The following is a 24,234-nucleotide window of genomic DNA, read 5'->3' on the forward strand; positions in this document are numbered from 1 at the left end:
AATATGAAGCGAAAAAGAGGCAGAGGAATTACATCACAGGTGCTAATGATCAGTTTGGTGATCGTGATCATATTTCCGTTGTATTTCATGACTGTAAACTCATTTAAGACGCATGAAGAGTATGTCAATAATATGATTGGGATTCCGAAGGCATTTACAATGCAAAATTATATAGATGCTTTTCAGGGGAAGCCTTTTGGTCAATGGTTTTTGAATAGTTTGATATTGACAGCAGCGGCAGCATTTTTCACGGGAATTGTTGCACTGCTGGCTGGGTATGCATTTGCCAAGATGAAGTTCAGGGGCAGGGAATTACTATTTGGAATGATTGTCCCGTTGATGTCGGTGCCTCCGGTAGCAATGATCATCCCGCAATTCAGAATTATAAAAATAATGGGGTTAGTAAATACCCGCATATCTGTTATATTAATATATGTAGGTATTATGCTGCCAATGACGATTTATTTAATGAGGAATTTTATGAAAACGGTTCCTGACTCCCTTCTGGATGCCGCTAAGATTGACGGGTGTAATTCGAAAAAGGCATTGTTATTCGTTATGGTTCCGTTGTCGGTTCCGGCCCTGATTACTTCTTCGCTGGTCAACATTGTCTGGGTCTGGAATGAACTGCTGATTTCTCTGGTTTTTCTGCAAAAGGAAAGCCTGCGGACATTGATGGTCGGAATTACGCTCTTTAAAGGACGTTTCACATTAAATATACCGGTTATTATGGCCGGGCTGGTTATTGCGACAGTTCCAATTGTAATTATATATATCTTCGCACAGAAGTACCTGGTAGAAGGAATGCTGGCAGGTTCTGTAAAAGAGTAGGAGTAAAGGAGGATGTGCATTGAAGGTTTATAATCCGACAGATATAGGGGATAGGAATAAACTCTCTATCTTACATACAATTAAGAATAATGACGGAATTTCCAGGCAGGAGATATCCAAGCGGCTACACTTAAGTGCACCGGCTGTGAGTAATAATGTAGCGGCACTTATTGAAAATGGGATTATTTATGAAACAGGCTGTGATGACACAAGTCTGGGACGTAAACCAAGACAATTGAGTTACAAAGGAGATCTTTATTATGTGATCTCTGTAGAGCTGATGCCCAAAAAGGTACGCGGTGGAATCGCTGATTTATATGGAAATGTGCTCTATTGGGAAGAAAAGGATATTTCAATGGATCATGGAGCAGAGGGGATTCTTACCCAGTTAGAGTATGTGATCGATCGATTGATAGAGGATAAGTATAATGATGTGGAAATCATTGCGATAGCTATTGGTGTTCCGGCTCTTACAGGACAAAAGGATCTGAATGATTTGTTTTCTGCGTATCTGGATGACTGGAAGGATGTAAATCTGGAGGAATATATTTACAACAAATATCAAGTAAAAGCAATTATCGTGAATGATGTTGAACTGGCCTTAATGGGAGAAAGAGAAAAAGGGGACGGAAAGGACCAGCAGAATATTATATATATCAAATATGGAGATGGATTTGCTGCCAGGGCAATTGTAGACGGATATCTGTTAAAAGGAAATAATATGGCAGCGGGAGAGCTTGGATATTATATCGGACCGGAGGATGACTTGACAGAAGGATTTGTATGTCCGGGACGGTTCGAGAGGGACATTTGTGATAAGAACCTAAAGGAATATAACAGTCAAGAGAATCTGGATCTGATCATGCTTGAGAAACTTGCTGCCGAGGGTGACTTAAAGGCGGAAGCAATTGTGAAACAGATCATTCGCAAGATTGCGATTGTGATTGCGAATACGGTCCTGATGCTGAATTCGGAAGTCGTGATTTTAGGAGGAATGTCGGAGGCATTTACTCAAAATAATATTTTAGAAATAAAGGGTATTCTGGAAAAAATATGTCCTTTTGTTCCTGAGGTGGTAGTTTCTAAGCTGGGAGTGAATGCACCTGTAATTGGTGGAATTAAAGTTGCACTGGATTATGCAGAGGAGCAGATCGTAATGCTATGGAAGTCATAAAATGGAGGATGATATGGAACATAAAGTGAAGGGCGGGATTGCATCCTGTTATAAAGAACATATACAGGAAGAAGTAATGCCTTTCTGGGATGCAAGGTGTATAGATAAAGAATACGGTGGATATCTGACCTGCTTTGACAGGGAGGGAAATCTGACGGATGATAATAAGTATGGTTGGTTTCAGGGACGACAATTGTATGTGTATTCACTACTTTATAATAAGGTGGAGCAAAAAGAAGAGTGGCTTTTCAATGCAAGGCATGGATATGAATTTTTGGTAAAGCATGTCTATGCCGGTAATGGCCGCTGGAATTATATGCTGGACAGAAAAGGCAGAGTATTGAGCGGGACGGTTTCTATTTTCTCTGATTTTCATATTCTTCATGGAATTGCAGAGTATTTGAAGATGGAAGGAGAGAGAGACCGTGTAGGACTGGAACTGCTGAATACATGTTTTGATGTAATGGAGCAAAATATGTTCAATCCTGAGTTCAAAGAGATATACGAAAACACATGGAGTCCTAAGTTTATCTGGCATGATATGTATCTTACATGTCTTGCTACAACAGAGACGTGCGCGGAAGTATTGGGGATTGAAAGAACGCAGAGGTTATTAAGGGAGTGCGTGGATAAGATTGAAAATTGGTTTGCACGAGATGAGTATCAGGTGATTTTTGAGGCTGTGACACGAGATAATAAAATCGATCTGGAAACGGACAAAGGTAGATTTGTGAACCCAGGTCATATGCATGAATCGGCATGGTTCTGTATGAAGGCTGGTAAAATGCTGGCTGATGAAGCGATTGTAGAACGGGGAATCGAGCTGGTCAGATGGGCGAACCGGGTAGGCAAGGATAAGGTGCATGGCGGGATCATATCTTACGCAGATGCCCTTGGCAACATTCCAACGCCAATCGACTGGTTTAAAGAGACTAACTCTTTGTGGGATGAAAAGGTCTGGTGGCCGAATGCTGAGGCACTCGCAGCATATGCAATTGCATATCAGTGTTCAGGGGATGAATTCTATCTGCAGGAATTTTTAGAGCAGAGTGATTATTGCAGAAAGAATTTTTACGATGTCCAGTATGGAGAATGGTATGAGCGTCTTGAATATGATGGACGTGTGAAGAACAGTGACAAAGGAACACCCTGGAAGTGTGCATTTCATCTTGTAAGAGCATTAGTTTTTGTCTGGGAAGCATTTAACGAGCTGGAGGAATAAAATGTACTTTTTAGGGATAGATGGCGGCGGTACAAAGACAGAATTCCTTTTGGTAGATGAAAAAGGAGGACTGGTGTCTCAAAAAAGAAGTGGTACGATTTCATATAGACAGATAGGAATGACGGCGTGTATCAGGCTGCTCAAGGATATCATTCACAGTATGACAGAGGGGCTTGAGGATGAGGTGGGGATTTGTCTTGCTTTTCCGAACTGGGGAGAGTCAAGGGCGAATGATGCATTCTTTACCAAACATTTGGACGAGATCAGCTCCCATCCGATCTGGGTCGTGAATGACAGTGCCGCAGGGTGGGCAGGTTCTCTTGCATTATCTCCGGGGATCAATCTGGTCGCAGGGACGGGATCGATTGCATATGGAAGAAAAGAAGATGGAAAGTGGGCCCGGTCTGGCGGATGGAGCGATGCGTTCTCAGATGAAGGTTCCTGTTTTTGGCTTGGCAAAAAGACATTGGAACTGTTTTCAAAGGAGAGCGACGGCAGGGCAGAGAAGGGCAGCCTTTTCACTCTTATCAGAGAATATTTTCTATTAGAGAGTGACATGGATCTGATTGATATTTTTGAAAATACATTGAGAAATAATAGAACAAAAGTTGCCGATTTACAGAAAATATTACTAAAAGCAGCAATGGAAGGTGATGAAGCCGCAAAGAATCTGTATAAAGAGGCGGCTAGTGAACTGGCACTGATTGTAAGTGCAGTGTATGATAAGCTGGCATTTGAAGGGACTGTTTCTGTTTCCTATTCAGGAGGTCTATTCCATGCGGGAGATTTGATTCTACATCCGTTTCAAGAAAAGCTTGCAGGGAAAAAAATCAGATTTCAAAAGCCACGATTTTCACCGGTACAGGGAGCTGTGCTTCTGGCTGCCAGCCATTGGGGAAAAACATTTTCTGCGGCGGAGGATATCATAGACAATTTAGACGGTCAGGGTGAATAATTAGAGGGAGGATAAGGATGTTTTATACAGAAAATGAAATTATGGCGCAGCATGAAGCTTTGAAAGAGACATTTACATATTTTATGCAGGAGAAGCCAAGGATTGAACAATTTTTTTCTGAATATCCGAAAAGGAAGTTCACTATCTTAGGATGCGGCTCTAGTTACATGTTAGCAAAATCGGCTCAAAGAGCTTTCTCCAGATATGAAGATACATCTGCAATTGCAGTGGCTGGCGGGGATTTTTTGATTAATAGAGATCTCTATGCTGCATTTGTCAAGGACAGTATTGTTATCACATTGTCACGTTCAGGAATGACGACAGAGATTGTGAGGGCAGTGGAGTTTATCAAAGATAATTATGGATGTCCGGTTGTGAGTATTTCCATGCTAAAAGAAAATGATGTGTCGAAGTTCAGTGATTTGGAATTGACCATGGACTGGTGTTATGATAAGAGTGTCTGTCAGACAAGAACAGTAACCAATTTATATGCAGCAGTTTTGATGATGGCGGGCTTTTATGGCGGCGATATGGATCTTGTTTATAACTTGCGGATTACGATAGAAGAAAATGAACTGATGAAAAAGACATATCGGCCAAAACTTGCTGCTCTTGCAGAGCTGGAGTGGAATAATGCGGTCACACTTTCCGATGGGATACCATGTGGTATCGCGGAAGAGGGGGCGCTGGCATTTACAGAAATCGCCAGAATACCCGGACGTTACTCAAATGTTTTGGATTATAGACATGGCCCAATGGTTCTGAATGATTGCAAGACCATGAATCTTGTCTTGATAAAACCGGGAAATAAGGAACTACAGAAAGGGTTCCTGGAAGATCTAAAAGCAAAAGGCGGTAAAATCATCACGGTCTCCTGCGATAAAAACAATATTTATGGTTCTGACTTGCACATCTTTGCAGGCGAAAGTGTAAGGTTCGAGACATGGGGAATTGTGTTTATCGGCATCATTCAGATGTTAGCCTATGAAAAAGCAATTGTAAAAGGATGTAACCCAGATTTGCCAGAGGGACTGGACCCCTATATTGTACTTTAATTGCTTCTAAGTGACTTTGTTACAGAACTCTTCTTCCATAAACGATATAATCATAAAGAAATTGCGATATAAGGCTGGTATGAATTGTCAGGATGATCCTGAGATACCAGCCTATATCTATGAAACTGGACAGAAAGGGAGAGGGACATATGGCAAAGAAGACGGTAATTATCGGAGGTGTTGCAGGAGGTGCAACAACTGCTGCGAGACTGCGCAGACGAGATGAAAATATGCAGATTGTAATGCTGGAAAGAGGTGGATATATTTCCTATGCGAACTGCGGCCTTCCATATTATATAGGAGACGTGATCAAGAGCAGGGATGCGCTCTTACTTCAGACGCCGGAGGCGATGAAGGCAAAGTTTGATATCGATGTGAGGATCATGAGTGAAGTGACGAGGATTTTGCCCGAGGAAAAGGCGGTTGAGGTGAAAAATCTAAAAACAGGCGAAATCTACAGAGAATCCTATGATAACCTTGTACTGGCGACCGGATCTTCTCCTGTGAAACCGCCAATTCCGGGGATTGACGGGGAAAATATTTTTACCCTGTGGTCTGTGCCGGATACGGATCGGATCAAGTCTTATATTACAGAGAAAAAGCCGAGACGCGCGGCTGTAATCGGGGGCGGTTTTATCGGACTTGAGATGGCAGAGAATCTTCATGAGCAGGGGCTTGATGTGGCAGTGATCGAGATGCAGAATCAGGTCATGGCACCATTAGATGCAGATATGGCCAATCTTCTCCATGAAAATCTGCGGATGAATGGAATTGAACTTATTCTTGGAGATGGTGTAAAGGAATTTCATCAGGCAGAAGGAAAGACCAGACTGGAATTGACCAGTGGAGCTGTTGTTGAGACAGATATGGTGATTCTTTCCATTGGTGTGCGTCCCAACAGTGAATTGGCCGCACAGGCGGGGGCGACGCTGAACAAGAGGGGCGGCATCCAGGTGGATGCGTATTTCAGGACCTCACTTCCAGATGTTTATGCAGTGGGAGATGTGATTGAAGTCGATCATTTTGTGACGAAGGAGAAAACGATGATTCCCCTTGCAGGGCCGGCCAATAAGCAGGCACGTATTTTGGCGGATCACCTTGCAGGGGACCAGAAGACGTATAACGGAACTCTGGGGACGTCTGTGGCAAAGGTATTTGACCTTCATGCGGCAAGTGTGGGACTCAATGAGAAGCAGCTAAAGACATTGGGAAAGGTGAAGAATCAGGATTATTTTATTGCTCTGATCAATCAGAAGTCTCATGCAGGTTATTATCCAGGGGCAGTGCCGCTGACTCTGAAAATGCTGTTCGACAAGGACGGGAAGATTTTCGGCGGTCAGGTCGTGGGGCAGGATGGCGTGGATAAGCGGATCGATACTCTAGCCACAGTTATGCGCCTGAATGGAACGATCTATGATCTGGAGGAGTTGGAACTTGCCTATGCACCGCCATTTTCTTCTGCTAAGGACCCGGTAAATATGCTGGGCTTTACTGCAGAGAATATTCTGCGCCAGATGGTCAGATTTATGGAATGTGATGAGCTGGAGGCCATGCTTGCGGACCCGGAGAAAAAGGAAACATATACCATACTTGATGTGACAGAGGAAATGGAACGAATGGTATATTCCATCCCGGGCTCTTACCATATTCCACTTGGAAAGCTCCGTGAACGTATGGAGGAGCTGGACAGGGAAAAACTGATCATCCCATACTGTGCAATCGGCGTGCGTTCTTATAATGCGGCAAGGATCTTGAGCCAGAATGGATTTGGGAACGTTGCAGTACTGGCAGGCGGTACCGCATTTTATAAATCTATGCACTGGGAAGATGCGGATGTATTTCACAGCGGCGACAAGCCGGAAGACGGGGCACAGTCTGCTCAAAAGCAGAAAGAGGAAGAACCGTCAGAAGCCGGTCAGGAAAAGATGTGGAAAGAGGGAGCGATATCGGATAAAGAACTGAGAGTATTGGATTGTTGCGGACTGCAGTGTCCAGGACCAATTATGAAGGTTCATGAAGCTATCTCAGAGATGAAGGAAAATGAGGTTTTGAAGGTATGTGCTACGGATATGGGATTTGCCGCGGATATTGGCTCCTGGTGCCGTAGGACGGGAAATACATTAGTACGGACAGAACGTGTTGACAAGGAGAATATCGTTTATATCCGAAAAGGTTCAGACTGCTGCACAGCAGGAGGTGTTAGGAATGATGCAGAAAATGTATCATGCTGCGGTGTGGGAGAGATGAACCAAAAGGGGACACAAGTCTGTGGCACACAGGGAAACCAAATGTCTACGGAACTTCCACAAGGGAAGACTATCATTGTATTCAGTGGTGACCTGGATAAAGTGCTGGCTTCGTTCATTATCGCCAATGGTGCAGCAGCCATGGGGCGTCCGGTCACGATGTTCTTCACTTTCTGGGGCTTGAACGCTCTTCGAAAATCAGACGGACCATCTGTCAAGAAGCCATTCATGGAAAAAATGTTCGGTGCGATGATGCCGAAGGGCAGCAGGAAGCTGAAACTGTCCAAGATGAATATGGCAGGAATGGGAACTGCTATGATGAAGAAAGTGATGAAAGATAAGAATGTAGATTCCCTGGAATCTCTGATGCAGTATGCCAGGAAAAGCGGCATCAGGCTGGTGGCATGTACGATGTCTATGGACATCATGGGAATTACAAAAGAGGAACTGATCGACGGTGTAGAATTTGCCGGGGTGGCCTCCTATCTGGGCGACGCAGAGGAATCCAATGTGAATCTGTTTGTGTAGTGGTTCATGAAAAAAGAATACAACTAAATAATAATTCCAATAATTGAAGCAGGACATATGCCCATAAAAGGGTATGTGTCCTGTTTTTATTATACAGTTTAAAATTATCTTCAAGGGAGGATAAGCAGGATAATCAGATTTGGATAACGTTCATTTTTTGTGAGTGTATGTTATTTTGGTTTGAATGAAGAGATTCAGCATTATAGTATTCATAAAAAAAAGTTTCGAAACGAAATATATATTATTTTAAAATAAAATAATATGAAACCATTATACTTGACAAACGAAAATATATGTGATACATTTATGGAAACAAAAGCGAAGTGAAAGGATATAACTTTCAATTCAAAAGAAAAAGGAGGATTTCTTATGAAAAAGAAATTAACGGCTATTTTGTTAACAGCGGCAATGGTATTTGGACTTGTGGCCTGCTCTACAGAGAACACAGAGTCTGACAAGACTGCGAAGCAAAGTGAGACCCAGACAAAGGACACCTCAAAAAAAGAATTAAACTATGTCATTATTCCGAAATGTGTGCATGAATGGTTTGATGCAGTGAATCAAGGTGCCGTATCTCAGGCCGATGTTCTGAGTGAGCAATTGGGGGTAAAGGTAAATGCGGATTACCGTGCTCCGTCTACTGCTGATGTCACGGAACAGAATACGATTTTAGAGCAGGCTGCAGCTACAAAACCAGATGGTATCGCAATCGATCCTATTGATTATGAGGGCAGCAAGACCGTTATTGAAGAGATACAATCCATGGGCATTCCGGTCATGCTATTCGATGCAGTAGTGGAAGGTTCCGGGCTGTCTTCAGTAGGTAATAATTTTAAACAGCAGGCCATGCTGGAGGCAGAAAAGCTGGTAGAACTGCTGGGAGAAAAAGGTAAGGTAGCAGTAATGCACGGTGTTACCACTGCACCGACCCATATTGAAAGATATGAAGGCCATATGGAAGTGCTCAAGAAATATCCTGGAATCGAAATTATAGATGGTGGAGCATCCAGTGATGATGTTCAGACGGCACAACAGCAGGCAGCAGCAGTTATCGCAGCGAACCCGGATCTGGATGGGTATTTATGTGTGGACGGGGCAGCACCAATCGGCATCTCAGCAGCTATCGAGGAAGCGGGCAAAAAAGGAGACATTACTTTTGTAGGAGCAGAAAATCTTGCACAGATTTTGCAGTACATCAAAAATGGGACAATGGTTTGTTCTTATTCTACAATGCCTCAGATGCAAGGCTCTATGGCAATATTGATGCTGTGGCAGATGACGATGGGACAGGACATCCCGGAATTTGTAGATACTGGAATTCTATACATTGACAAAGAAAACGTAGACGAATGGATTCAAATTGTAGGAGACGGAACGAAGAAATAAAGTATACTGCTATAGGGCGGCATGACGGGGGTTATGCCGCCCGAATCGTAAGCAGCATTCTAAGCGGGGAAGGTGGACACATGGATATATTAGAAGCAAAGCATATTACGAAAGTTTTTCCAGGTGTAAAAGCGTTGGATTCTGTAGATGTCACTTTTCGTCAGGGAGAAGTCCATTGTATCATGGGCGAGAACGGAGCCGGGAAAAGTACATTGATCAAGTGCCTGACAGGTGTGTACACACCAGAGGAAGGTGAGGTATTCATCGGAGGAGAATCGGCATTAAAAAATAAAAAGTTATTCCAGAAAATTGCGTATGTACCGCAGGAAATTGATTTGTTCATGGATATGAGCGTAGCGGAGAATCTGTTTATCCCATATGAAAGGTCTGGAACGCATGGTCTTGTACATAAGTCAAAGGTGGAAGAAAGGGCACGTCCGCTTCTTGAAAAGCTGGACATAGGAGTATCGCCGGAATCTCTTGTAAGGGACATACCTGTTTCTAAGCAACAGCTTTTACAGATTGCCCGGGCTACCGCGTTGGAAGGCTGTGATGTTCTGATGCTGGATGAACCCACCACAAGCCTGACCACGAAGGATACAGAAAAACTTTTCGATATTATTCACACACTTAGAAATCAGAACAAAGCAATTATCTTTATTTCACACAAACTGGATGAGATATTTGAGATAGGAGATGTGATTACAGTTTTCTGCAATGGGAAAAAAGTTTCGCACGCACCCTTGAATCAGGTGGATATTCCCTGGGTCGTAAAGCAGATGACAGGTAAATCAATGGACGAAGCAGAATCATACTCACCCGATCATGTGGGTGAAGAAGTGGTTCTGGATGTAAAGGACCTGACAGGTGATATGTTCCAGAACGTAAGCTTTTGTCTCAGGAAAGGGGAGATATTAGGATTTGCCGGCTTGGTAGGAGCCGGGCGCAGTGAAGTAATGCAGGGAATCTTAGGATATCTTCCTGTTTATGAAGGAAGTGTCACGTACTATGGCAGTCCCTGGAAACTGGGAGACACCAGTTATTCTGTTAGGAAAGGACTTTTATATATTCCTGAGGAGCGCAGAGCACAGGGGATTCTGGCGAATTTAAGTGTCAGGGAGAACATTTCAGTCAGTGCCCTGAAAGAACTCGGTGGAAAGTTCGGTCTTTCAAAAACGAAGGAACAAAATCTGGCAGACAAGGTGATAGATGATTATGACATAAAAACACCTGATATTGAAAAGGAAATTAAGTTTTTAAGTGGAGGCAACCAGCAAAAGGCAATTATCGGACGCTCCATGAGTGCGAAGCCCAGGATTTTGATATTTGATGAACCGACAAAAGGAATTGATATTGGTACGAAAACGGAAATCTACCGTCTGATGAAAAAGCTGGCACAGCAGGGCATTGGTATCATCCTGATATCCAGTGAACTGGATGAGATAAAAAAATGTGCGAACCGTATTATCTGTATGCATCAGGGACGTGTGACCGGAGAATTTTGGGCCGGCACAGATAAAGAAGCCGTTTTGAGTTCCATTTTAGGCTTGGATTCTAAGACAGAGGGGGAAGAAGTGAATGAATAAATTACTGAAAAATAATATTACGTTAACTGCAGGTGTCTTGATTTTGCTGATGGTCACAGCCACTATTTTTTCGCCGCATTTTCTGACTTTATTCAATCTGCAGTCGGTCATGAGAGACTTGGCATTCATTGGAATGATTGCAGTTGCACAGTCGCTTTTGTTACTGATCGGGGAACTGGATCTTTCTGTAGGGAAGATCGCAACTTTGTCAGGAGTGCTCAGCGGATTATTGATGTCTGTACTTAAGTGCAATCCTTTTCTTGCATTTTTGATCGGGCTTTTGGCCGGGACAATTCTTGGAATCATGAACGGGCTGTTAGTGGCAAAGCTGCGTTTAAATTCCATGGTTGCAACAATCGGAATGCAGTCTCTTTACGGCGGCATTACACTGGTATTAACAAAGGGAAAAGCAATTACAGATATATCCCCGTCCGTCAGTTTTCTGGGAAAAGGCAATATAGCCGGAATTCCCATGCCTTTTCTCTTTATGCTGGTAATATTGGCTGTCATTTTGTTCCTTGTGAAGAAAACTAAGACAGGGCGTTACATTTATGCAATTGGAAACAGCCGGGAGGCAAGCCGGATCATGGGAATCCGAGTGGAGTTTATTCGAATTATGCTATTTGCAATCGTAGGATTCATATCAGCACTTGCCGGAATTCTATATGTGGCGCGCCTTGGTTCTGCCCAGGCATCAATCGGCAATAACTGGCCGATGAATTCTATCGCTGCCTGTGTTATTGGAGGAATTCTTCTTACAGGAGGTGTGGGAAGCCCGCTGGGAGCACTTTTAGGCGCAGCGATCATCAGTGTAATTTCCAATGTCATTGTATTATTTGGGGTAAACGTATACTGGCAGGAGGCGGTCAACGGAATCGTCATTGTAGCCGCAATTGCATTACCATCTTTAGTTACTATCATACGCGGCAGGAAAAAAATCCGCAAAGGAAATCCAGAACGTTTACAGCAGGCTGGGAAGGGGGAATCATAATGGAACAATATTTTATTGGCATTGATTCAGGAACAACAAGTATCAAGGCTGTATTATTTGACTCGGAAGGAAATGAGATAGGAAAAGCAGCAAGGGCGCTTCAGGGGATTTTTCCGGAAGAGGATCAGTACGAAGAAGATATGGGGGAGATATGGGAGAAATGTAAGGAATGTGTCCGGGAAGTTGCCGTTCGTTTTCCTGACAAGAAGGTGACAGGCATCGGGATCACCGCTCAGGGAGATGGACTTTGGATGGTGGATGAAGAAATAAAACCTGTGCGCAACGGCTGCTGCTTCTGTGATGGGAGAGCCGCTGAATTCGTAGATCAGTGGGTTTTAGATGGAACCTGTGACCGTTTGTTTGATCTGACGGGAACCCGGATTTTTACTGGAAATCAAAACGGGATTGTGCGCTGGATGGAAAAATATGAACCAGAAAGTGTAGCAAAGAGTAAATATTTTCTACATTTAAAAGATTATCTTTTTTATCAGTTTACCGGACAGGTAACGACAGATGCTACAGACCAGTCTTTGATCTGTATTGACCAAAAGACAGGGGAATATTTGCCTGAGGCATTTAGGCTCTGTGGGATTGAAAAGTATATGGAGAAGTATCCCCCTATTAAAGAGGGAAAAGAAAATGCATTTCCTATACAAAAAGGACTGGCGGAAGAACTTAGGATGCCTGTTGATGTGCTAATCACCTCAGGTCCGATGGATGTCAGTGCCTGTGCACTGGGAAGTGGTGTGATAGAAGAGGGACACTGCTGTTCGATTATCGGTACTGCGGCACTTCATGAAATGGTCATTGGTGAACCCTTAAAAGACAATATCAGGGCAGGGATGACGGTAACACATGCTGCGAGGGGGCGTTGGCTGCGCCTCATGGCATCCCTGGCGGGGACACCGAATCTGGAATGGATGCTCAATACGCTGGGCAGGCAGGTGAAGGAAGATGCGGCCGCCCGGAATCAGGATGTCTACAGTTATATGGAAGAATTAATCAGTGAGGTTCCCATTGGATCAAGAGGCTTAATGTACCATCCGTATCTGCTGGCAGGTGGAGAACGGGCGCCTTTCACGGATGCAAAGGCAAGAGCATCCTATACGGGAATCAGCGTTCGTCATACCCTTGCGGACATCGTAAGAGCTACCTATGAAGGCGTCGCATTTGCCATGCTGGACTGCTACAGGCATATGCCGCAGACAATCGCACAGGTGACGGTCTGTGGAGGTGGTGCCAATAGTGCCGTATGGTGTCAGATGTTTGCTGATGTTCTGGGAACAAAAATAATCACTGTAAAAGGGGATGAATTGGGGGCAAAAGGAGTCATAATACACAATATGGTAGTGCAGGGCATTTATCAAAGCTACGAAAAGGCCGTGGAAAAGACGGTAGAACCGGATAAAATCTATATCCCCAATCAGGAGAACCATAATAAGTATCAGAAGTATTATGAATTATATCGGCAGACTTGCCAGGGGGTGATGCCGACCTGGAAAACCAGGGCAGAGCTGATCAAAGAAAGGTAGGTCGAGATTGTATGACATATGAAAAAGAACGGAATAAAATTATTGAAACCTGTCTAAAGCTGCAAAAGGCGGGATATTTCCCTGGTACGTGGGGAAATGTCAGTATTCGATGTGGAGATGTTATCATCATAACTCCCAGCAGAATTTGTTATAATATCATGAAGCCGGAAGACCTGACAATCATAGACATTGATGGAAAAGTAACGGAGGGGATTCATCCCCCCAGCTCGGAAAAGGAGGTTCACAGGCAAATTTATCAGAATCGTGAGGACATCTATGCAATCGTACATGCACATACACCATACGCGATGGCTGCATCTGCCATGGAAATAGAGGCAGTCCCCTGCCTTGTGGAGGAGATGTCCCAGCTTCTTGGCGGTAGTATTCCGGTCACACAAGTCTATGTTCCTGCAAAGGAACATGCAAGACTTGGTGAAGCAGCTGCAGCAGCTATCGGTAATAAAAATGGCGTACTTTTGAAAAACCACGGTCCGGTGTCCTGTGGGCGGGACATAGAAGAAGCGGTACTGACTGCCGAGATTATAGAAAAAGTGTGTCAGATTTATCTGTCCGTTTCCAGGCCGGACAGGTTTTGCCCAATCCCCGAACCCTTCATCAGCTCCGAGCGGAATCGGTATTTGTATCAGTATGGTAAGGAGAATACATAAACCATTATTCTGGTTGAACGATACACAGACAGTAGCTAAGGGGCAAAATAATGGCAAGTCTTCCCATTATTAGGAGTCTGTGCTATAATAAACGCAAGCCAGACGGACATGCAGATATGCCTGTCCGGCTTGTTGCTCATAGAAATTATAATAAAAATAGAAATAGAATAGCAGGGCATGTTTCATGATAAAAGCAGAGAGACAGAATAAGATAACAGAAATGCTTCAGGATGAAAAGAAGATATCAGTAAAAGCCTTAAGTAAGGCATTGGGAGTATCGGAAGTTACCATCCGAATAGATTTGGAGCAGTTAGAAAACAAGGGCGTGTTGTACAGAACCCATGGGGGAGCCTCATTAGTTCCAAAAAAAGAAATATCAGATAAGGGTCAGAATCAGATTCAGGAAATGCTCTTTGGAGAGTACCTTAAATACGATGAACATAAGGAGCGTATCGGGAAGCTGGCAGCGGGACTGGTACAGGAGGGTGAATGGATATTCATTGGGCAGGGGAGCACCTGCTACTTTGTGGCTAAGGAGTTAGTGGCAAAGGACAATCTGAATGTTCTGACCAACAATCTGTGCGTAGCTGCCGTACTGGCACAGAATCCTAAATCCAAGGTGGTGGTTACTGGCGGAAGCCTGATTCATCAGCATATGTTCTTAGCCGGAGATATGCTGCTGCGCTCTCTGGAAAATATTTTTATATCCAAGGCATTTATGGGTGTCAGCGGTATAGATTTCAAAGGTGGATTCACAGTGAGCAATGATGCGGAATTAAGGGTATATGACCGAATCAAGAATATTACACAAGAACTAATCATTGTTGCAGATACGTCCAAGTTCGGAAAACCTACATTTATAAGTATCGGGGAACTTTCTATGCCGGATATTGTTATCACAGACGGAAAGCTGGAGACGGAATATCTGGAATGTTTTTCAGAAAATAGGGTAAAAGTTCTTTATTAAAGCTGAGAAAACCAGTCTGATTCAGGCTGGTTTTTTATATTCTTATAGATTCTTTTATTATGACATTAAAATTATATTCCTTACTATTGTTTCCGTCCAATGTAATCTGTCTACATTTAAGAAGTTTCTGCCATTCGTCGTGCATGGCCTTACTTCTCATTTCTACACCTCCAGTATCATAGGCAGAGGCCCATTCAATGAATTCAAGATAATTTTTATACATATCTCCGCTGGGATCAATCCGTGAACCAAAGTGTTCTCTTTCTCTTTTCCTTAGCCTTGCAATTCGTACATCCGTATCTGTTACAAGCCTTATGGCAAGGGTAAAGAAAGGAATTAATTCATCTCCCCAGCCGACAAGTGAGCCAGAGATTACCACCTTATCATGTTCCACGATATCCTTTTTCATTAGTTCAAGTCTTTCTGGAATACTTCTCTTTAGGGTATACGGGATATCTGCAGGCAGCCAGTAATAATGATCTGTATCCATAAGGAAATACCCGGCCTTTTCACTGATGTATTTTGCCAAAGTTGTAGTTCCGGAACCAGAACCGCCATAAATATGAATTACATGATCTGCCATATATCTTCCTCCTCTATCAAAAGCCCAGCCTTTCTGATGTGTTTTTCCTGGGGTATTATATCGTGCCTACGCGCGGAAGGCAATACTCTCTGTAAACTTTTTTTCAAACATTTCTTTTTGAGACAATTCCTGTGATTTCCATTCTTACAATTTTGCAATGTAACTCTGTTTTTCTGAAAGGTATGTTACAATAAAGTCAGGGGCCAAAACTTGAAAAGCGGTGATGCTTCTATGAGGCCTTAAGAAAGTAATAAAGCGGACTGTGACGTTCTGCTTTGAGTATATGAAATAGAGGTGACAAGGATGCGGATTTTGATTGTGGAGGATGACCAGACTTTGGCAAATGAGCTGGTTCTTTTATGCAGGCGGTGGGGATTTGAGGCCTTCTGTGCCAAACAGTTTCAGGAGATTAGGGAGGAGTTCGCTTTATATCAGCCGGATTTTGTGTTGATGGATATCAATCTTCCTTATTTTGATGGATTTTATTGGTGTGAGCAGATACGTAAGGTATCGAACGTGCCTGTTCTATTTCTTTCCAGCCGTGAACAGAATGCGGATAAAGTGATGGCAATGGCAGCCGGAGGGGATGATTATGTGGAAAAACCGTTCGATCCAGAGCTGCTTCTGTTGAAAATCCGGGCAATGCTTCGCAGAGCTTACGAATATAAGGCCAATGACCGAGAGTATCTGAAAGACGGTATGTACTATGAAAACGGTATGTTTGTATGTCAAGGGAAATCGGTGGAGCTGACGAGATCAGAAAGTAAGATCATGTCAACGCTTCTGGCAAAGCGAGGATGTATTGTAAGCCGTGAAAAGCTGATGCAGCAGCTTTGGAATACGGATGAGTTTGTGACGGACGCCTCATTGACTGTGCTGGTCTCCAGACTGCGCGCAAAGCTCGATGGAATAACAGGCGGACAGGATGTAATCGTGACGAAAAAGGGAATGGGGTATTATATCGAATGAGACAATATTGGAAAGAGCGTGGAAAGCACATTTTAGTCATCGTGCTTCTTCTTTGTTTTGTGAACCTGTATCTGGGAATCTTGTGTGCCAGCAGTGTGTTTCCACAGGATCTGATCTATCTGGATCTCCTTCTTCTGGCAGTGGTAGTTTTGCATATGGCTTGGGATTATCGAAGGTGGAAAAGAATTCCCACTCTTCTGAATGTAGAGGTCAGGTCCCAAAAGGAGCGAATGGAGCAGCTTTTGGGAAAACAAGCAGCGGATGTTTTAGAGCAGATTGAGACAGAATATCGGCAGGAAAATCGTTTTCTGAAAGAAGAAGCGGATATTATGACGGATTATATTACCAGATGGTCCCATGAGGTTAAGATTCCACTATCAGCCTTGATGTTGATGAATGAGAGGAATCAGGATCAAAGGCTCCAGAAGGAGATGCAGGACTGTATGGAAAGAATCCAGATTCTTCTGAATACGATGATGATGGGAAACAAGCTGAAAAACATGGAAAACGATATCAAGTTCGAACGGGTGAGCCTGGAAGCATGTGTGAATCAGGCATTGCGCAATCAGTCTTACTTTCTGATACAGGAACATTTCCAGATTGTGAAGGAAGGCGTGGAGCTTTTTGTATACAGTGATAAAAAGTGGCTCGTCTATATCTTAGATCAACTGATTGGAAATGCCGTGAAATATTGCGATGAGATGCCAAAGCTTGAGTTTACAGCAGAAAGGATTGCTGACGGATTCAGTGTTCTCAAGGTTCAGGATTATGGAATCGGAATTGAACCAGGGGAGATTCCATATTTGTTTGAGCGGGGATACATCGGGAGCAACATGCGGGCGGGAGATTATCGTTCTACTGGGATGGGGCTTTATTTCGTCAGAGAGACGGCGAAAAGACTTGGAATTGAGATAGAGGTCTACTCAATGCCCGGAGCGTGGACAAGGTTTGAACTTTATTTTAGGGATAATGCGTCCTACCTGAACCCATAGATGCAGGCAATGTTGCAGAAGTGTTAGAAATGCAAGAGGACTGTTACGCGAATGAAAGGATTTCTGAGGACGTTTTTGCTACACTTTTATTGTACCAGTAAAAGCGGCGGATCATGAGGCTTTGTAAAGTAGGAAGCCAAAGCCGCTAATGGGCCTGATTGAAAAGGGCAGCAGTAAATGAAGGAGGCAGTATGAATGAAGAAAATAGTTGAAATCAGAAATCTTGTGAAGAGTTATGGGAAAAAAGAGTATGAAACGCAGGTTCTGAAAGGGATTAATCTGGATATCGAGGAACATGATTTTATTGCAATTATGGGACCGAGCGGAGCGGGAAAGTCGACACTGTTAAACATGCTCTCTACACTTGACAAACCTACCAGAGGGCAGATTTTTTTGGATGGGGAGGATGTGACGAAGGTAAATAATAAGCGCTTGTCAGTCATCCGGCGGGATAAGATTGGATTCATTTTCCAGGAATATAATCTGCTTGATAATATGAGTCTGGAAGATAATATTGCGCTTCCGCTCTCGTTGAATGGAGTAAAAAGCAGTGATGTGAAGAAGCGTGTGCAAAATATGGCAGAACTTTTCGGACTCACAGAGCATCTTTCGAAGCACCCCTATCAGCTTTCAGGAGGGCAGAAGCAGAGAGGCGCCAGTGCCAGAGCGCTCATAACACAGCCGAAGATCATATTCGCAGATGAGCCTACCGGGGCCCTGGATTCCAAGTCGAGCAGGGATCTGCTGTTGAGTCTCAAGTCAGCAAATGACTCCGGCCGTGCGACGATCCTGATGGTGACTCACGATGCTTATACGGCCAGTTATGCGAAGCAGGTCTATATGCTTGCAGACGGACAGATTCAATGCCGGGTGTATAACAAGGGCAGCAGGAAGGAATTCTATGAAGAGATCATGAATCTTCTCTCTTCCATGGGAGGTGACAGAGAATGACACTGATCAGACTTTCTTTTTCTAATTTTAAAAGAAGCGTTCATGAGTATGGAGCCTTGATCCTGGCCCTCTCATTCTCCATCTTTATCTTTTTTAACTTTCAAAATATCATTTATTCGGATTCGATGGATGTGCTCCAAAGTATGAACAAGGATTATATCGATATGGTGGTAATGGCGGCTTCGGTAGTGTTTGGTGTGTTTTTGTTCTTTTTTATCTGGTATGCGACAAATGTGTTCTTAAATCAGAGGAAAAAGGAAATTGGAATCTATACCTTTATGGGACTGGACAACGCGCGGATCGGCAAAATGTATGCTCTGGAGGCAGCATTTATCGGTCTGTTTTCACTGATTGCCGGGCTGGCTGCAGGAGCGGGCTTTTCGAAGTTGTTCCAGATGCTGCTTCTGAAGCTTTCAGATATTCAGGCGGATATCCGTTTTTCCTTTACTTGGAAACCAGTGCTGACCACATCAGTACTGTTTCTGGTGATCTTCGGGATCATGATCATAAAAGGGTACGTTTCCATATTAAGGAGCAGTGTTCTGAATATGCTTTCCGGTGCCAAGCAGGAAGAAATGAAGCCGGAAAAGGGATGGCTGACTCTGTTGAAGGTGATTGCAGGGATTGGGGTTTTGGCAGCAGGATACGTATGTGCAGTCCAAACAGGTGAAATCGATACATTAGGATATGCTCTGATGGCGGTGATTCTGGTCATTGTGGGAACTTATCTTCTGTTCGGGGGAGCGATTCCATACTTTGTGCGAAGACTGACCGGGAAGAAACATTTTCTCTATCAAAAGCAGCGTACCCTGTGGTTAAACAGTCTGTCCTACAGAATCCAGCGCAACTACCGCACATATGCCATGGTAACGATTCTAATGATCTGTGCGGTCACGGTGCTGGGAATGTCCATCGCCATGAAGCAGCGCTATGATAAAATGGTACATTTTAAAGATACATTTACGATTCAGGTAGTAGCACAGCATGAGCTGGACCCTGCAGAAATCAAAGAGGGAATCGAACAGACGAACAAGGTAGAATATAGTGCTAAGGTTTCCTATCTGATGCTGGACCCAAGTTATTTCCATACAAAATTTGTCAACCAGAGTTATGCAATCCTTCCTTATTCAGAGGTGAAAAATACTGCCAATCAGTCAGGTCTACCTTTTGAATATGCAGAATTGAAACAGGATGAAGTAATTGAGCTGTCTCATGTCATACTGATGAGTTTTGTGGGGCATGACGAAAATAAAAAGATTCAGATCGGGGAGGATCAATTTACGGTCATGGCCGACGATGATACCCCATTTCTTGGAAACATGCAGGAGGCCATGAGCATCTATGTGGTAAACGATGAAGTTTACAAGAAGCTGGAGCCACTTGGACTCACATTTCATTTGTATAATTATAAGCTGAAAGATCCTTCAAATCTGAATGCTTCCATGCCTTATCTGAAAAGTCTGGCAGAGCAGGACGAAAGTGGAAATTATCAGGTGGGAATAAGCTGCGTAAGTCCCGAAAGCAAGGCCGAAGCCTGGATCCGCGTTATGTATTCTCTATGCGTATTCATGTTCGTGACTCTGATTCTGGCAGGCAGCAGTATTATCTTTATCAAACTGGGAAATGACTCTTATGAAGATAAAGAACGGTATCAAGTATTGATGAAGCTTGGAATTGGTAAGGATGTACTGGGAAAATCCATCAAACAGGAAATCAGATTCACCTATTATTGTCCTTTCGTTCTCATGGCAGTGACTTCATGGTTTGCAATTAAAGCACTGGGGAATGTTATGAAGGAAGATCTGTTCCGTGTGAATATCTATAGTGCGGTGTCGGTGCTGGTGGTATTTACGGTAGTGTATCTCATTTCAGTGAAAGTATTCAGACGGAGAGTACTGGGAGAATAAGGCCCCAGCAAAAGAGGACTGTAATCATGCAAAATAGGTCCCGGCATATTGTGGAAGATATCTGATTTTTTAACGAAGATTTTAATAAATCTCATAAAACAAATAAAAACCACATAAAAATGTTGACATTCACACATAAAACAACTATTATACAAATAGAAACAAACATAAAACAACATAAAACACCGATAAGGAGGTATACAAAACATATGAATATAAATTTACTTCATCCTGCAGATCAGCTCGTCATGATGATGAACCGTATTTATCACTACGGTATGACAACGACATCAGGAGGAAATCTTTCCATACTAGATGATAACGGTGATGTATGGATCACTCCGGGAAGTGTAGACAAAGGGAACCTTACACGCAGCGATATGGTATGTATTAAAAAGGATGGTACGATTGTCGGAAATCATAAGCCGTCCAGCGAATATCCATTCCACTTACAGATCTATAAGACAAGGAGCGATATTAAGGCTGTACTTCATGCGCATCCACCGGCATTGGTAGCATTCAGTATAGTGAGAAAAATTCCGAATACACTGCTGAGTCCGAATTCTTTTGTCGGCTGTGGAAAGATTGCCATAGCCGAATATGGACTGCCGGGAAGCCAGGATCTGGGGAATAAAATAGCGAAAGAATTTGCAGAAGGTTGTGATATTGCAGTTCTGGAAAATCATGGTGTTGTTGTCGGCAGTGACAGCCTCTTCAATGCATTTAACGCATTTGAGAACCTGGATTTCTGTGCGAGACTCCAGATCAATGCTGCAATCATCGGCACACCTAGATATTTGAAGGAAGAGGAGATTCAGTTGAAGTATACAAAGAATCATCTTAGCATGGATGAATTTGTAAGAAATACGATTACAAGTGCAGAAAAAGCGGCCCGCAGAGATATGTGCAATATTATCCACCGCGCATATGACCAGGGACTTGTAAATTCAATCCAGGGTTCCTTTTCCGTGAGACTGGACGAAGAACGTTTCCTGATCTCACCCTATAACATTGATAGAAAATATGTGGATGTTGAGGATATTGTCTGCATTAAGAGGGATATGCGTGAGGCAGGAAAGATTCCGAGCCGCTCTATTAAGATTCATGATGAAATCTACAGGCAGCACCCGGAGATTCATTCAATCATCATAGCTCATCCGCCATACATCATGTCGTATGCAGTTACGGAGGAAGACCTGGATTCCAAGTCAATACCTGAGAGCTATATATTGATGAGAGATATACCAAAAGTCGGATATTCTGAATTTTATCAGGACCCGATGAAGTCGGCTCAGATATTTGACCAGAGCACGCCAATTGTTATGGTAAAGAACGACTGCATCGCGGTGACGGGGGATAGTCTGCTTAATGCTTTCGACAGACTGGAGGTTGCCGAATATAGTGCAAAAGCACTGGTATTCGCGAAAAATCTCGGCGATATGGTACCAATCAGTGAAGAGCAGATCGAGGAGATAAAGGATGCTTTTCATTTAAAATAAAAAGATTAATCAACAAGAATAGAGAAAGAGATGTTTGCTGCGGCAGACATCTCTTTTAAGAATGTTCTGAAAATGGAGAGGAAAAGTGCCTGACCTCTTTGAGCTATTTCGCTAAAACATCAGCGTACTCGGGATGGCTTTCAAACCATTTTATAGCATAGGTACAGGTCAGTACTGCTTTTTTTCCACTCTGACGCAGGTTCTGTACAAGCTCTTCCATCAGTTTCCCGGCGATTCCCTGCCCACGCAGGACGTCGTCGACAAATGTATGGTTGACATTCACTGTGTTTTCATCAAGATCAGGGAAGGTGACTTCTGCGACCACAAGATAATCTGGTGTGTATACGGCAATTTGATTGTTGTTGTGTATGAACTCCAAAATAATACCTCCTTCATAGTAGAATATATCTGACTTTATAGTATCTGGATTGACAAGATATTGCAAGTTGATATTCAAGATTATATTGTCAGAAATATAAGTTTTTTTAGTGTGAATTATGTAAAAAAGTGATAAAATAAAGAAAAGCAAAGATGTTTCAGACGTGGGGTTCGGCAGATAGGAGGTATGTTGCATGAACGAAGTACAACTGAATAGGATGCGTGGAGGAAATGGATTCATTGCGGCGCTTGATCAAAGTGGAGGCAGTACGCCGAAAGCTTTAAAGTTATATGGAATTGAGGAGTCGCAGTATCACAATGACGATGAGATGTTCGAATTGGTACATGAAATGCGGACAAGAATTATTACAAGCACGGCCTTTACATCTGAACACATACTTGCAGCTATTTTATTTGAAAATACAATGGACAGGAAAATGGAGGGGAAGTTTACAGCAGACTATCTTCTGGAGGAAAAAGGAATCCTTCCAATTCTAAAGGTCGACAAAGGTCTTGCGCCCGAGGCGGAAGGCGTGCAGGTAATGAAACCAATTCCAGATTTGAATCATCTTCTGGATCGGGCGAAGGAACGTCATATTTTTGGGACAAAGATGCGTTCTGTGATAAAACTTGCGAATGAAGAGGGAATCCGGGAGATTGTAGATCAGCAGTTTGGTATCGGCATACAAATAGCAAGGAGTGGACTTGTTCCGATTCTGGAGCCGGAGGTGGATATTCACAGCCCTGAAAAAGAGAAGGCGGAGAAAATACTAAAGAGGGAGCTGCTGCGGCATCTGGATAAGGTGCCGGCTGATATGCGGCTGGTGTTCAAACTGACGCTTCCTACAAAGAATGGATATTATTCAGAACTTTTGGAGGATCCGAAAGTAGTAAGAGTGGTCGCCTTGTCAGGAGGATATTCCAGATCAGAGGCGAACGCGCTGCTTGCGAAGAATCCTGGTGTTATTGCGAGTTTTTCGAGGGCATTGACACAGGGACTGAGTTTTCATCAGACGCAGGAAGAGTTTGATAAAATGCTTTCAGAATCCATACGGGAAATATTTGAGGCATCAATGGCTTAGGCGCAGTTGGTTATTTTTTTCTACATACTGAAAGAACAAGGTCACAGTTGGGAAAATGATTTTCTCTGTGACCTTGTTTGTATTAGCATGACTGTAAAGCGTAAAATATAATGTCTAAGAAAATACTTTTTTGACATAAATCATATTAAAAAAAATAAATAGAAAAAACTGTTGACAAATTTCGAGTTAATGTGATAATATATCAGAGCTGTCGCTTGAGGGAACGGTATTGACCGGGACCCGGCGGAAAAGAAAATGAAAAAAGTTCTTGACAAACAGCAAACGATATGATAATCTATAAAAGTTGCTGCTGACGACAATAACCGACAGCAGAGAACGACAAAAGGACCTTGATAATTAAACAATAGACAACAAACCCTTGAAAATTTCTTATAGAGAAAATTTTTAAGAACAAGCATCATTTATGATGCACCCATCACTGAGATTGATCTTGGTGATAGACAGTAAAAAGGATAGAATAGCTAGTAGCGATTCTTGACTGGATACAAACACTTTTAACGAGAGTTTGATCCTGGCTCAGGATGAACGCTGGCGGCGTGCTTAACACATGCAAGTCGAGCGAAGCACTTTACTTTGATTTCTTCGGATTGAAGAGTGTTGTGACTGAGCGGCGGACGGGTGAGTAACGCGTGGGTAACCTGCCTCATACAGGGGGATAACAGTTAGAAATGGCTGCTAATACCGCATAAGACCACGGTACCGCATGGTACA

Annotated in this window: 20 protein-coding genes and 1 rRNA gene; 19 read left to right on the forward strand and 2 right to left on the reverse strand. The window is 43.1% G+C overall.

Translation table 11 applies throughout. The features are described from left to right. Positions 1 to 3 precede the first annotated feature (3 nt). From HGO97_RS21255 to HGO97_RS21310, 12 genes are all read left to right on the forward strand, one after another. A complete protein-coding gene (locus HGO97_RS21255) occupies positions 4 to 831 on the forward strand; it encodes a carbohydrate ABC transporter permease (RefSeq protein WP_216245030.1) in 828 nt (275 codons plus the stop codon). Between the two features lie 19 nt (positions 832 to 850). After that, a complete protein-coding gene (locus HGO97_RS21260; protein WP_216245031.1) occupies positions 851 to 2,005 on the forward strand; it encodes an ROK family transcriptional regulator in 1,155 nt (384 codons plus the stop codon). A gap of 13 nt (positions 2,006 to 2,018) precedes the next feature. Beyond that, a complete protein-coding gene (locus HGO97_RS21265; protein ID WP_246597667.1) occupies positions 2,019 to 3,227 on the forward strand; it encodes an AGE family epimerase/isomerase in 1,209 nt (402 codons plus the stop codon). 1 nt (position 3,228) lies between these two features. After that, positions 3,229 to 4,182, forward strand: a complete 954-nt coding sequence (locus HGO97_RS21270; protein WP_216245034.1) for an N-acetylglucosamine kinase — start codon at positions 3,229 to 3,231, stop codon at positions 4,180 to 4,182. A gap of 17 nt (positions 4,183 to 4,199) precedes the next feature. Beyond that, a complete protein-coding gene (locus tag HGO97_RS21275) occupies positions 4,200 to 5,237 on the forward strand; it encodes an SIS domain-containing protein (protein WP_216245036.1) in 1,038 nt (345 codons plus the stop codon). Positions 5,238 to 5,386: 149 nt separating this feature from the next. Beyond that, on the forward strand, positions 5,387 to 8,011 hold the full coding sequence (locus HGO97_RS21280) for a DsrE/DsrF/DrsH-like family protein (RefSeq protein WP_216245037.1): 2,625 nt from the start codon (positions 5,387 to 5,389) through the stop codon (positions 8,009 to 8,011). 369 nt (positions 8,012 to 8,380) lie between these two features. Further along, positions 8,381 to 9,397, forward strand: a complete 1,017-nt coding sequence (locus HGO97_RS21285; RefSeq protein ID WP_216245038.1) for a substrate-binding domain-containing protein — start codon at positions 8,381 to 8,383, stop codon at positions 9,395 to 9,397. A gap of 80 nt (positions 9,398 to 9,477) precedes the next feature. Then, positions 9,478 to 10,983: a sugar ABC transporter ATP-binding protein gene (locus HGO97_RS21290; protein ID WP_216245039.1), complete on the forward strand. Its 1,506-nt coding sequence runs from the start codon at positions 9,478 to 9,480 to the stop codon at positions 10,981 to 10,983. Then, positions 10,976 to 11,974 carry an ABC transporter permease gene (locus HGO97_RS21295; protein ID WP_216245040.1) on the forward strand — a complete coding sequence of 333 codons (999 nt, stop codon included), beginning with the start codon at positions 10,976 to 10,978 and terminating at the stop codon, positions 11,972 to 11,974. Before HGO97_RS21290 ends, HGO97_RS21295 begins: the two co-directional genes overlap by 8 nt. Next, positions 11,974 to 13,506 (forward strand): FGGY-family carbohydrate kinase, encoded by a 1,533-nt coding sequence (locus HGO97_RS21300; RefSeq protein WP_216245041.1) that lies wholly within the window; start codon positions 11,974 to 11,976, stop codon positions 13,504 to 13,506. Before HGO97_RS21295 ends, HGO97_RS21300 begins: the two co-directional genes overlap by 1 nt. Positions 13,507 to 13,517: 11 nt before the next feature. After that, positions 13,518 to 14,174: a class II aldolase/adducin family protein gene (locus tag HGO97_RS21305; protein ID WP_216245042.1), complete on the forward strand. Its 657-nt coding sequence runs from the start codon at positions 13,518 to 13,520 to the stop codon at positions 14,172 to 14,174. 184 nt (positions 14,175 to 14,358) lie between these two features. Next, positions 14,359 to 15,141, forward strand: coding sequence for a DeoR/GlpR family DNA-binding transcription regulator (locus HGO97_RS21310; RefSeq protein ID WP_216245043.1), 783 nt, complete (start codon positions 14,359 to 14,361; stop codon positions 15,139 to 15,141). Positions 15,142 to 15,175: 34 nt separating this feature from the next. Here HGO97_RS21310 and HGO97_RS21315 read toward each other — a convergent pair whose 3' ends face one another. After that, entirely contained in the window at positions 15,176 to 15,724 is a 549-nt protein-coding gene (locus HGO97_RS21315; RefSeq protein ID WP_216245045.1) for a P-loop NTPase family protein, read from the reverse strand. A gap of 303 nt (positions 15,725 to 16,027) precedes the next feature. Here HGO97_RS21315 and HGO97_RS21320 point away from each other — a divergent pair, with 303 nt between their 5' ends. The 5 genes from HGO97_RS21320 to HGO97_RS21340 all read left to right on the forward strand — a co-directional run bounded on the left by HGO97_RS21320 (position 16,028) and on the right by HGO97_RS21340 (position 22,042). Beyond that, positions 16,028 to 16,693: a response regulator transcription factor gene (locus HGO97_RS21320; RefSeq protein ID WP_216245047.1), complete on the forward strand. Its 666-nt coding sequence runs from the start codon at positions 16,028 to 16,030 to the stop codon at positions 16,691 to 16,693. After that, positions 16,690 to 17,685 (forward strand): sensor histidine kinase, encoded by a 996-nt coding sequence (locus HGO97_RS21325; protein WP_216245049.1) that lies wholly within the window; start codon positions 16,690 to 16,692, stop codon positions 17,683 to 17,685. The genes HGO97_RS21320 and HGO97_RS21325 overlap by 4 nt, the downstream gene beginning before the upstream one ends. 195 nt (positions 17,686 to 17,880) lie before the next feature. Continuing rightward, positions 17,881 to 18,636, forward strand: a complete 756-nt coding sequence (locus HGO97_RS21330; protein ID WP_216245051.1) for an ABC transporter ATP-binding protein — start codon at positions 17,881 to 17,883, stop codon at positions 18,634 to 18,636. Continuing rightward, positions 18,633 to 20,543 (forward strand): FtsX-like permease family protein, encoded by a 1,911-nt coding sequence (locus HGO97_RS21335; RefSeq protein ID WP_216245053.1) that lies wholly within the window; start codon positions 18,633 to 18,635, stop codon positions 20,541 to 20,543. The genes HGO97_RS21330 and HGO97_RS21335 overlap by 4 nt, the downstream gene beginning before the upstream one ends. A gap of 209 nt (positions 20,544 to 20,752) precedes the next feature. Further along, a complete protein-coding gene (locus HGO97_RS21340; RefSeq protein ID WP_216245055.1) occupies positions 20,753 to 22,042 on the forward strand; it encodes a class II aldolase/adducin family protein in 1,290 nt (429 codons plus the stop codon). A 103-nt stretch (positions 22,043 to 22,145) separates the two neighbouring features. Here the strand turns inward: HGO97_RS21340 and HGO97_RS21345 are convergent, their stop codons facing one another. Then, positions 22,146 to 22,421 carry a GNAT family N-acetyltransferase gene (locus HGO97_RS21345; RefSeq protein ID WP_216245057.1) on the reverse strand — a complete coding sequence of 92 codons (276 nt, stop codon included), beginning with the start codon at positions 22,419 to 22,421 and terminating at the stop codon, positions 22,146 to 22,148. Between the two features lie 193 nt (positions 22,422 to 22,614). Between HGO97_RS21345 and HGO97_RS21350 the strand changes: the two genes are divergently transcribed. Together HGO97_RS21350 and HGO97_RS21355 are read left to right on the forward strand one after the other, a co-directional pair. Continuing rightward, on the forward strand, positions 22,615 to 23,502 hold the full coding sequence (locus HGO97_RS21350) for a fructose bisphosphate aldolase (protein WP_216245059.1): 888 nt from the start codon (positions 22,615 to 22,617) through the stop codon (positions 23,500 to 23,502). Positions 23,503 to 24,016: 514 nt separating this feature from the next. Continuing rightward, a 16S ribosomal RNA gene (locus HGO97_RS21355) occupies positions 24,017 to 24,234 on the forward strand; the annotation flags it as partial.

The organism is Faecalicatena faecalis (assembly GCF_012524165.2).
Classification (GTDB): domain Bacteria; phylum Bacillota; class Clostridia; order Lachnospirales; family Lachnospiraceae; genus Faecalicatena_A; species Faecalicatena_A faecalis.

What these genes read in the sequence shown, in the direction of transcription:
- HGO97_RS21330 (WP_216245051.1), top strand. Translation starts at nt 17,881, where the DNA reads ATGAAGAAAATAGTTGAAATCAGAAATCTTGTGAAGAGTTATGGGAAA.
- HGO97_RS21315 (WP_216245045.1), bottom strand. Translation starts at nt 15,724, where the DNA reads ATGGCAGATCATGTAATTCATATTTATGGCGGTTCTGGTTCCGGAACT.
- HGO97_RS21320 (WP_216245047.1), top strand. Translation starts at nt 16,028, where the DNA reads ATGCGGATTTTGATTGTGGAGGATGACCAGACTTTGGCAAATGAGCTG.
- HGO97_RS21275 (WP_216245036.1), top strand. Translation starts at nt 4,200, where the DNA reads ATGTTTTATACAGAAAATGAAATTATGGCGCAGCATGAAGCTTTGAAA.
- HGO97_RS21300 (WP_216245041.1), top strand. Translation starts at nt 11,974, where the DNA reads ATGGAACAATATTTTATTGGCATTGATTCAGGAACAACAAGTATCAAG.
- HGO97_RS21340 (WP_216245055.1), top strand. Translation starts at nt 20,753, where the DNA reads ATGAATATAAATTTACTTCATCCTGCAGATCAGCTCGTCATGATGATG.
- HGO97_RS21265 (WP_246597667.1), top strand. Translation starts at nt 2,019, where the DNA reads ATGGAACATAAAGTGAAGGGCGGGATTGCATCCTGTTATAAAGAACAT.
- HGO97_RS21280 (WP_216245037.1), top strand. Translation starts at nt 5,387, where the DNA reads ATGGCAAAGAAGACGGTAATTATCGGAGGTGTTGCAGGAGGTGCAACA.
- HGO97_RS21295 (WP_216245040.1), top strand. Translation starts at nt 10,976, where the DNA reads ATGAATAAATTACTGAAAAATAATATTACGTTAACTGCAGGTGTCTTG.
- HGO97_RS21290 (WP_216245039.1), top strand. Translation starts at nt 9,478, where the DNA reads ATGGATATATTAGAAGCAAAGCATATTACGAAAGTTTTTCCAGGTGTA.
- HGO97_RS21325 (WP_216245049.1), top strand. Translation starts at nt 16,690, where the DNA reads ATGAGACAATATTGGAAAGAGCGTGGAAAGCACATTTTAGTCATCGTG.
- HGO97_RS21270 (WP_216245034.1), top strand. Translation starts at nt 3,229, where the DNA reads ATGTACTTTTTAGGGATAGATGGCGGCGGTACAAAGACAGAATTCCTT.
- HGO97_RS21305 (WP_216245042.1), top strand. Translation starts at nt 13,518, where the DNA reads ATGACATATGAAAAAGAACGGAATAAAATTATTGAAACCTGTCTAAAG.
- HGO97_RS21310 (WP_216245043.1), top strand. Translation starts at nt 14,359, where the DNA reads ATGATAAAAGCAGAGAGACAGAATAAGATAACAGAAATGCTTCAGGAT.
- HGO97_RS21285 (WP_216245038.1), top strand. Translation starts at nt 8,381, where the DNA reads ATGAAAAAGAAATTAACGGCTATTTTGTTAACAGCGGCAATGGTATTT.
- HGO97_RS21350 (WP_216245059.1), top strand. Translation starts at nt 22,615, where the DNA reads ATGAACGAAGTACAACTGAATAGGATGCGTGGAGGAAATGGATTCATT.
- HGO97_RS21335 (WP_216245053.1), top strand. Translation starts at nt 18,633, where the DNA reads ATGACACTGATCAGACTTTCTTTTTCTAATTTTAAAAGAAGCGTTCAT.
- HGO97_RS21255 (WP_216245030.1), top strand. Translation starts at nt 4, where the DNA reads ATGAAGCGAAAAAGAGGCAGAGGAATTACATCACAGGTGCTAATGATC.